Below are 9434 nucleotides of genomic sequence, written 5' to 3' on the forward strand. Positions count from 1 at the left end.
CCCTCGCAGCTTGCGCCAGCGGTTGAGGTGAGGCGAGCGGGGGCATCCATGCCATCATGCGCGCCGCAAGTTCTTCGAACTGGCCGATATCGCCGCCAACGCCCGGCGCGGCGGCAAGGCGCCGCCGATCTCGCCGCTGGCGCTCGAGGCCGTGACCCGCATCGACGCCGTCTTCGACATCGAGCGCGCCGTCAACGGTATGCCCGCCAGCCAGCGGCTCGCCGTCCGCCAGGCGGAGGTCGCGCCGCTCGTCGCCGCCCTGCGCGACTGGATGACGTCCGAGCGCGCCCGACTGTCGAAGCACGCCCCTGTCGCCAAGGCCATGGACTACATGCTCACCCGATGGGACGGCTTCACCGGCCCTTCGGGCCTTCATCCGCCTTCGGTCGCGCCACAGGCGCGCCCGATCGCTGCGCGACCGTCTCCTGAAGTCCTGAGCGACGGACGGATCTGCCTCACGAACAATTCGGCCGAGCGGTCGCTGCGCGGCGTGGCCCTCGGACGCAAGGCGTGGCTCTTCGCCGGCTCCGAACGCGGCGGCGACCGCGCCGCCTTCTTCTACACAATGATCGTCACCGCCAAGCTCAACGACGTCGATCCACAGGCCTGGCTTGCCGACGTCCTCGCCCGCATCGCCGGCACGCCAATGTCAAAGCTCGACGAGCTGCTGCCATGGAACCGGGCCGCCCAGACAAACCTTGCCGTCAAGGCCGCCTAGCCGCGGCTCTCACCGGAGGGGTGCCTTGTAAGTCGGGGGTGTATGCTTGCTCATGCACCTCGGCTATCATGCTGGACTCGCGAGGTGAATCCCTCATCTTGCCGCTTCTCAGCAACAGAATCTCCTGGCACTGATCAACTGCACCGGGAGTGCGACGAATTCAATAGTCGACACTGAGAAACCCCAAAACACGATCCTTTCTGCCCAAAAATTCCACACGATATGAATAAAATTTTATATAAATATTATCAAACGCCATATATTACTTGTAACGTTTACTTGCAATAATTCAGGCGCGAGGCGTCTTAATTAACAATCACGCATGTGGCAGGCCGTTGTTTTGGAAGGTGCGGCCAATTATTTTTGGGCGCCAAACGTTTGTGGATTTAAATTGAATTTGTCATGATGTTGTCATCGATCGAAGCGTACATCGGCCTGACAGCATTGATGGAGGCCTCCATGCTCTTCCGCTTCGCAGCCGCAGCCGCGCTGATCTTCGCCGGCGCCGCTTCTTCCCTCTCCGCGCAGAGCGTCAGGGTGAACGGGGCGGGCGCCAGCTTCCCGTTCCCGCTCTACGCCACCTGGACGCAGGCGTTCAGCCAGCAGAACAGCGGCGTGCGCATCGACTATCAGTCGACCGGCAGCGGCGCCGGCATCCGCGCCTTTATCGACCGCACTGTCGACTTCGCAGGCTCCGACGCCGAGATGACGCAGGAGCAGATGGATTCGGTCGAGGGCGGCCTCGTCGTCATCCCCGCCACCGCCGGCAAGGTGGTGCTGGCCTACAACCTGCCCGACGTGGGCGAACTGCGCCTGCCGCGCTCGGTCTACCCCGAGATCTTCCGCGGTGCGATCACCCGCTGGAACGACGAGCGCATCGTGGCGGCGAATCCCGGCGTGACGCTGCCCGACATGCAGATCACGGTGGTCCGCCGCTCGGACGGCGCCGGCACCAACTTCATCTTCACCAACCACCTGTCCGCCATCGACGAGGCCTTCGCCAGCGAGATCGGCGTCGGCACCACGGTTCAGTGGCCGAACCTGGCCAATTTCGTCGGCGCGCCGCGCAACGACGGCGTCATGGCGACCACGATGCAGACGCCGGGCGCGCTGGGTTATGTCGAGTACGGCTTCGCACGCATGTCGAACACGCCGATGGCGATGCTCGAGAACGCCTCGGGCGAGTTCATCCTGCCGTCGAACGACGCGGGCACGCTGGCGCTGTCGAGCGGCGACTTCTCCGGCGACGAGCTCTTCGTCTACGTCACCGATCCGTCCGATCCCGGCGCCTATCCGATCACCAGCATGACCTGGATGCTGTTCTATCGGAACCACGGCGACCCGCAGGTGGCCGAGGCGCTGCGCAACTTCGTGACCTGGGCGATGGACGACGGTCAGGCGATGGCGGCCGAGCTCAACTACGTGCCGCTGCCGGACGCCGTGAAGGAAAGCAACCGCGCCAAGATCGCCGAGATCCAATAAGGTCGACGCAGGCGGCCGGCCCCGCGCCGGTCGCCTTCGCATGAGCCGTGACGATCGATGACGACCCATAATGGAGCAACGCCCATGCGATCCAGCGACAAGGGTGCTGACAAGGCCGGCGTGATCACCCGCCCGCCCTCGGCCGGCGAGCTGCTCGCCAACCGGGTGTTTCGCGGCGCCGCCTACGGCGTTGGCGCAGCGACCCTGCTGCTGCTGGCCTTCATCATCGTCGTGATCGGCGGCGAGGCCCTGCCGGCCATGGTGCGCGAGGGCTTCGGCTTCCTCGGCCGCGCCGTCTGGTCGCCTGGCCGGGGCGAGTTCGGCATCGCCGCGGAGATCTGGGGCACGCTCTACAGTTCGATCCTCGCGCTCATCATCGCCGGCGTGTTCGGCGTCGCCATCGCGATCTTCCTCACGCAGGACTTCCTGCCCGGCAAGGTGGCGGTCGTGTTCCGCACCATCATCGAGATGCTGGCGGCGATCCCGAGCGTGGTCTACGGCCTGTGGGGCATCTTCGTGGTGATCCCGGCGATCCGGCCAACCGCCAACTGGCTTCACGACAGTTTCGGCTGGTTTCCGCCCTTCTCCACCTCCATGGGCGGGCCTGGGCTTGCGCCTGCGGTGATCGTGCTGGCGATCATGGTGCTGCCGACGGTCGCCGCCATCAGCCAGGATGCGCTGCGGCTCATCCCCTACAAGGTCAAGGAGGCCGCCTACGGCATGGGCACCACGCGGTGGGAGGCCATCGTGAAGGTGATGTTGCCGACCGCATCGGGCGGCATCTTCGCCTCGCTTGTGCTTGGCTTCGGGCGCGCGCTGGGCGAGACGATGGCGCTCGCCATGATCATCGGCAACGCCAACCAGATCAGCTGGTCGCTGTTCGCGCCGGCTAACACGTTGGCGGCGCTGTTGGCCTCGACCTTCCCGGAGGCCGGCGACATCGAGCGGGGCGCGCTGATGTATGCCGCCGTCGTGCTGCTGGCGCTGACGCTGGTGGTGAACATGCTCGGCGTGCTGGTCATGCAGTTCACGTCTCGCCAGACAGTCAACTGAGGAGCGCCGCCATGACCGACATTCCCGCCGCCGCCTTGGCTTCCGCCGACACGCGCGCCGCGGCGCCGCAAATGCGCCACAGCTTCGGCGACCGGCGCAACGTCGTGAACGGGCTGATGACAGGCGTGCTGTGGCTGATGGCCGTGATCGCCGCCATCCCGCTGTTCTCCGTGCTCTACATGCTGATCTCGCAGGGCGGCACCCGCATCAGCTTCGAGACGCTGACCTCGCTGCCGCCGGCGGGCTTCATGGCCGGGGGGGGCTTCGGCAACGCGATCCTTGGAACGCTGGTGATGGTCGGGATCGCGGGGCTGATCAGCGTGCCGATCGGCGTCATGGGCGGCGTGTTCCTCGGCGCAGTCGCGCCGGAAAGCACGCTGGCCTCGATCGTGCGCTTCGTGGCCAAGACCTTGACGGGGTTCCCGTCGATCCTGGCCGGCGTGTTCGTGTTCGGCTTTCTCGTGCTGTCGATGGGCACGTACAGCGCCATCGCCGGCGGCGTGGCGCTGGCCGTGGGCATGCTGCCCACCGTCATGCTGACCGCCGAGCAGGCGGTGCGCATGGTGCCTCAGCGCATGAAGGACGCCGCGGTCGGCATGGGCTGCACACCCGCACAGGCGGCCTGGAAGGTCACGCTGCCGGCGGCGCTGCCCGGCGTGATGACCGGGGTGATGCTGGCGGTGGCGGGCGCGGCGGGCGAATCGGCGCCGATCCTCTTCACCGCGCTGTTCTCCAGCTTCTGGATCGAGAGTCTGTTCGAGCCGACCGCCTCTCTGTCGATCCTGATCTTCAACTTCTCGGGCATGCCGTTCCCGAACCAGATCGAGCTCGCTTGGGCGGCCTCGCTGGTGCTGGTGCTTATCGTGCTCGTGTTCAACATCCTCAGCCGCTTGTTCGGCGCGCCGAAACTCTGATCCGACAGGAGCCCGCCATGAGCCTCGCCGCAGTGGACATCCCCGCCTCCGACGCCGGCATTCTGCCGGATCGCGACTACGCGATCCGCGCGGATGTCTCGAAGATCTTCTACGGCGACTTCCTCGCGGTGCGCGACAGCCGCATTGGCGTGGAAAAGGGCAAGATCACAGGCTTCATCGGCCCGTCGGGCTGCGGCAAGTCCACCGTCCTGCGCAGCCTCAACCGCATGAACGACCTGATCCCGATCTTCCGGCTGGAGGGCACGGTCGATTTCATGGGGCAGGACATCTACGCCAAGGGCGTCGACCCGGTGGCGGTGCGCCGCTACATCGGCATGGTCTTCCAGCAGCCCAACCCGTTCTCGATGTCGATCTACGAGAACGTGGCCTTCGGCCTGCGCCTCAACCGCTTCAAGGGCGACATGGACGAGCGCGTGCAGAGCGCGCTGGAGAAGGCCGGCCTCTGGAAGGAGGTCAAGGACAAGCTCAAGCAGTCAGGCCTCGCGCTGTCGGGCGGGCAGCAGCAGCGCCTGTGCATCGCGCGCGCCATCGCCACGCAGCCCTCGGTGTTGCTGATGGACGAGCCGTGCTCGGCGCTCGACCCCATCGCGACCCGCATCGTTGAGGAACTGATGCTGGAGCTGAAGCAGGACTTCAGCGTCGCCATCGTCACCCACAACATGCAGCAGGCGGTGCGCGTCGCCGACACCACCGCGTTCTTCTCGGTCGACATCAGCCAGGGCGGACGCACCGGTTTCCTCGTCGAGGTCGGCCCCACGAAGCAGCTGTTCGACGAACCGCGCGAGAAACTGACGCGCGATTACGTCAGCGGCCAGTTCAGCTGAGGCCCGCCATGCGCACCCCCCTCGTCCTCGCCGCGCTCGCCCTTGCGCTTTCCGCCGTCGCTGCGCCTGCGCAGGTCATGGTGCAGGGGGCCGGCGCGACGTTTCCCGCAAACCTCTATCGGGCGTGGATCGACCGCTTCAACCCGGACCATCCCGATATCGTCGTCAGCTACGATTCCGTGGGAAGCTCCGAGGGCATCCGGCGGTTCTCGGCCGGGCTGGTCGATTTCGGCGGCACCGAGCAGCCGATGACCGACGAGGCCATCGCCGCGCTGGGCCACCGTGTGCTGCATGTGCCGACCACCGCGGGCATGGTGGTGGTCGCCTACAACGTGCCGGGCGTCTCGGGCGCGCTGCGCCTGTCGCGCGAAGCGCTGGCGCGGATCTTCGCTGGCGAGATCACTGCGTGGAACGACCCCGCGATCCAGGCGGCGAACCCCGACCTTGCGCTGCCCGACCGCACCATCGCGCTGGTCACCCGGCGCGACGGCAGCGGCACCACCTACATTTTCTCCACCTTCCTGAACAGCGCCAGCCCGGCCTGGTCGACGGCGGGCTTCAGGCCGGGGACGCTGGTGGATTTCCCGCGCGCCATGTTGGCGCCGGGCAACGAGGGCGTCTCGGCTCGGCTGGCGATCACCGAGTATGCGATCGGATACGTTGAATACTCCTTCGCGCGCGCGCTGGGCCTGCCGGCGGCGCTGATCGAGAACCGCGAGGGCGATTTTGTGGCTCCGACCGAGGCGACAGGCCGCGCCGCGCTGGCGGGCGCCGCTTCGCTGCTGCCAGAGGACGGACGCCTGATCGTCGCCGACGCGCCTACCGGCTATCCCATCATCGGCTACACTTGGGCGCTGGTGAACCCCGACAGGGAGGCGGGCGAGGGAACGGCCGCACTTCGGCGCTTTCTGGAGTGGAGCCTCACCGAAGGCCAGCCCATGGCCGACACTCTGGGCTATCTGAGCCTTCCTGAGCCCGCGGCAGAGCGTGCCCGCGACATTCTTGCCGCTCTCGACTGAGCGCCGCGACGGCGAAATCCCAGCCTCGCACGGCGGCGTCGTCATCGATCTCGACGCCGTCGCGCGAGCGTTGGATGCGCTGGCCGCGGCTGCGCCGCCGGCTTGGGTCGCGGGTCGGGAGGCGTTCTCGCCAGAGATCCTGCGTTGGATGCTCGACGGGTATGCGCTGCTCGACGATATGCTGGCGAGCGGCGTCGACCTGTTCGCACTGGGCGCCTCGCACCGGCTGATAGAGCTCAACCACCGGGTGCTGTGCGGCACTGACCCGGCGCGCCGCGCGGATTTCAAGCGGCACCTCGCGTTGACCGAACGCCGGTTCTACGAAGACCGCGCCGCCGGCGCCGACGCCTTCTTCGACTGGGTGAGCCGCGCCGACAGGGCGCCGCCGCTGGTCTGGGCGACCGCGCTCTATGTTCGGGTGGTCAGCGCGCCGCAGCTGTTTCTGGAGGGCAACCAGCGCACGGCGACGCTCATGGCCAGCTTTGCGCTGGTGCGGGCCGGCAGGCCGCCGCTCGTCGTCACCCCAGAGGGCGCGCCGGCGCTGGCGCGGATCTCCGCGCGCTGCCGAGCGATCCCCCGCGCGCGCTGGACTGCGCCGTTGGAGATCGCGCTGATGGAGCGTCGACTGCGGCGACACCTCGCGCGCACGCTCGATCCCGTCTTCCTGCGCAGCCGCCATGCCGCCTGATCTGGGCGGCGCGCTTTGGCCTTGATTGAATGCGGAGTTTTCGTTGTTTGGGACTCTGTTGAGCAAATCACGGCTGGGCCGGATTTCCCCTTTCCCCGGACGGACTCATCCCATGGCTGCGGTGACGGGTATGCCGAGGGCGGTGAAGCGGTTCAGGACGGCGACCCTGACATGGAGCTCTGCGACCTGACGGTCGAAGTCGCGGGCCATGAGCCGCTGACCGAGGAGCTTGACGCAATGCATCTTCGTTTCGGCGCGACTTCGGCGGTGGTATCCGCTCCATCGTCGCCAGATCGCGCGGCCGAGGCGGCGTGACGCCCGGAGGGCCTCATCGCGCGCCGCGGCGCCCGCGGTGGTCTCCTTCCAGGGCTGGGCGTTCCTGCGGGGTGGGATGACCGCGTCGGCGCCGCGCTCGGCGATGGCCTCATGACACTTGCGCGTGTCGTACGCCCCATCAGCTGTGACGCTGGCCACATCGTGGTGCGCGGCGATCTGGCTGAGAAGTTCGGGCAGCATCGGCGCGTCGCCGATGTCGCTGGTGGTGACCTCGATGGCGCGAACCTCCAGCGTCTGCTCGTCGATCCCGAGATGGATCTTGCGCCAGACCCTGCGTTTCGAGCCGCCATGCTTGCGCGCGTTCCACTCGCCCTCGCCCTCGACCTTGATCCCGGTGCTATCGATCAGCAGGTGCAGCGGGCCGTTCGAGCCCCTGTAGGGGATGTTGACGGCCAGGGTTTTCTGCCGGCGGCAGAGGGTGCTGAAGTCGGGCACGCCCCAGTCCAGGCCGATCAGCCGCAACAGGCTCTCGACGAACCCGGTCGTCTGCCGCAGCGCCATGCCGAACAGGACCTTCAGCGTCAGGCAGCTTTGGATCGCCGCGTCGCTGTACAGCTGACGGCGCCCGCGCTTGCCCGTCGGCGCCCCCTCCCAACGCATGGCGGGATCGAACCAGATAGTCAGCGAGCCGCGGCGCTTGAGCGCCTCATTGTAGCTCCGCCAGTTCGTGGTCTTGTACGTCGGGGGTGTCGGCTTGCTCATCCACCCCGGCTATCACGCTGGATTCGCGACGTGAATCCCTCCGCCAGCCACCTTTGCGCAACATAGCCTGTACCAGTCACGACAAGATGGACCCAACAGACAGTAAGACGGGCGCGTTCGGATCTGAATTGACTGTACCCTACTTTGCTTTCATCAATGCAGGAATGGATGTGGAGATCGCCTCGATCAAGGGAGGCGAAGTACCAATTCAGCCTTGGTCGTGGAACTGGCCACTGGCTTGCTCAGATGACCGCAGATTCATGGTGGACACCGCCGCAATGGAGAAACTGAGGAACTCCAAGCGGATTTCAGATGTAAACCCCGACGACTACGACGTGATCTTCTTGGCGGGCGGTTGGGGTGCGGCCTATGATCTTGCGCAGAGTGGTGAATTGGCTGACGTCATTACTCGAGCGAATGCTGCTGGCAAGATCCTCGGATCAGTGTGTCACGGCGCCCTGGGTCTTGTGTCAGCCAAAGGGATCGACGGCGCCCCCCTCGTGGCAGGCCGGCGCGTCACCGGAGTGACCGACGCTCAGATCAAGTCTTTCGGCATCGCGATCACTCCCAAACACCCGGAAACCGAATTGCGCAAGATGGGCGCAATCTTCGAGGCCCAACATGCTTGGCGCGACTATTTCGCGACGCATACCACCATCGACGGCAATCTGGTCACCGGACAGAACCAGAACAGCGGGTACGAGACGTCTCACCGAATCCTTGAAAAACTCGCCACCCAAAGAAATGCTTAGCCGCGTGAAACGGGTGATCATCACCGTGGCGGTCTTCGCCGGAGGCGCGCTGACGCTTGGGGCGCTGAATGCCGCGGTTCGATCGGCGCCCTTGAAGCGCGGGTGTCGAGCCGCGTTCTGGGCGCGGACAGCCTTGGCGCCCTCGCGAAGATGCCGGGTGGGGACTTTGTGATGGGGACCGATCCGCTCTACCGGGAGGAAGGCCCACCAAGATGGGTCTTCGTGTCCCCCTTCCGTCTGCAGGCGCATGAGGTGACCAACAGCCAGTTCGCCGCCTTTGTCGCCGGAATAGGGACGTCACGGTTGCGGAACGGCGCCTGGGCTCAGCGCGGTTCGATGAAAGCGATACTCCCGAAGTTTTCCTGTCCCGGTGGTCGCTCGGCCCGGCGTCGACATGGAGAACTCCAGACGGCGCCGGATCCGATCTCGATGGGCGCGCGCTTCACCCGGTCGTGCATGTCACGCTCGCCGAGGCTCGCTCCCATGCGGACCGGGTGGGCGGGCGCATCCCGAACGTGGTGGAGTGGGCATATGCCGCGAGCCTCGGTCTTTTCGACCCGATGGATCCCAAGTCCGGCGTTCGGGCGCCGGACTGAAGCGCGCGCGCCAATATCTGGACAGGTCCATTTCCCGTCGTCGACCGCGGCCGTGACGGCGTCGCCGGCCTCGCGCCGGCGGGGCGCTGTGAGCCCGGTCTCACCGGGGTCTGCGACATGATCGGGGATGTCTGGGAATGGACGGAGAGCCCCTTCTCACCCGGCGCGCCAAGGTTCGCCATCAAGGGCGGATCCTGTCTCCGCAGCGAGAACTATTGTCAGAGGTATCGTGTATGTCACCGGACACGTCACTGAGGGCGTAAGGCGACACCCAGATTTACGAGGTGTCGCCTTGGCCTGATCGATTTCCGGCGGGTTGTCCGCCGGAG

8 protein-coding genes and 3 pseudogenes are annotated in these 9434 nt (G+C 66.2%); 10 read left to right on the top strand and 1 reads right to left on the bottom strand.

Going from position 1 to position 9434, the window contains the following annotated elements; genetic code table 11:
• Positions 1–55: 55 nt before the first annotated feature.
• The 7 genes and pseudogenes from BLW43_RS19570 to BLW43_RS19600 all read left to right on the top strand — a co-directional run.
• Positions 56–718, top strand: a pseudogene (locus tag BLW43_RS19570) (IS66 family transposase); the annotation flags it as partial.
• A 459-nt stretch (positions 719–1177) separates the two neighbouring features.
• Complete coding sequence (gene pstS, locus BLW43_RS19575) at positions 1178–2200, top strand: phosphate ABC transporter substrate-binding protein PstS (RefSeq protein WP_217632248.1); 1023 nt, start codon at positions 1178–1180, stop codon at positions 2198–2200.
• A gap of 84 nt (positions 2201–2284) precedes the next feature.
• Positions 2285–3253 (top strand): phosphate ABC transporter permease subunit PstC, encoded by a 969-nt coding sequence (gene pstC, locus BLW43_RS19580; protein ID WP_093256048.1) that lies wholly within the window; start codon positions 2285–2287, stop codon positions 3251–3253.
• Positions 3254–3264: 11 nt separating this feature from the next.
• Positions 3265–4167 carry a phosphate ABC transporter permease PstA gene (gene pstA / locus BLW43_RS19585; protein ID WP_093256049.1) on the top strand — a complete coding sequence of 301 codons (903 nt, stop codon included), beginning with the start codon at positions 3265–3267 and terminating at the stop codon, positions 4165–4167.
• Positions 4168–4184: 17 nt separating this feature from the next.
• Positions 4185–5012, top strand: a complete 828-nt coding sequence (gene pstB, locus BLW43_RS19590) for a phosphate ABC transporter ATP-binding protein PstB (protein WP_093256051.1) — start codon at positions 4185–4187, stop codon at positions 5010–5012.
• Positions 5013–5020: 8 nt separating this feature from the next.
• Positions 5021–6031, top strand: coding sequence for a phosphate ABC transporter substrate-binding protein PstS (pstS, locus tag BLW43_RS19595; RefSeq protein ID WP_093256052.1), 1011 nt, complete (start codon positions 5021–5023; stop codon positions 6029–6031).
• The gene (locus BLW43_RS19600) at positions 6015–6719 is read left to right on the top strand and encodes a hypothetical protein (RefSeq protein WP_093256054.1); all 705 of its coding nucleotides are present in this window, start codon (positions 6015–6017) and stop codon (positions 6717–6719) included. Before pstS (BLW43_RS19595) ends, BLW43_RS19600 begins: the two co-directional genes overlap by 17 nt.
• A gap of 105 nt (positions 6720–6824) precedes the next feature.
• Here BLW43_RS19600 and BLW43_RS19605 read toward each other — a convergent pair whose 3' ends face one another.
• Complete coding sequence (locus BLW43_RS19605) at positions 6825–7757, bottom strand: IS5 family transposase (protein WP_093256055.1); 933 nt, start codon at positions 7755–7757, stop codon at positions 6825–6827.
• Positions 7758–7885: 128 nt separating this feature from the next.
• Between BLW43_RS19605 and BLW43_RS19610 the strand changes: the two genes are divergently transcribed.
• From BLW43_RS19610 to BLW43_RS24780, 3 genes and pseudogenes are all read left to right on the top strand, one after another.
• Complete coding sequence (locus BLW43_RS19610; RefSeq protein WP_217632249.1) at positions 7886–8509, top strand: type 1 glutamine amidotransferase domain-containing protein; 624 nt, start codon at positions 7886–7888, stop codon at positions 8507–8509.
• Between the two features lie 150 nt (positions 8510–8659).
• A pseudogene (locus BLW43_RS24775) lies at positions 8660–8806 on the top strand (SUMF1/EgtB/PvdO family nonheme iron enzyme); the annotation flags it as partial.
• Positions 8807–8871: 65 nt separating this feature from the next.
• A pseudogene (locus BLW43_RS24780) lies at positions 8872–9360 on the top strand (SUMF1/EgtB/PvdO family nonheme iron enzyme).
• Positions 9361–9434: the final 74 nt, after the last annotated feature.

It is taken from the genome of Rubrimonas cliftonensis (assembly GCF_900107585.1).
Classification (GTDB): domain Bacteria; phylum Pseudomonadota; class Alphaproteobacteria; order Rhodobacterales; family Rhodobacteraceae; genus Rubrimonas; species Rubrimonas cliftonensis.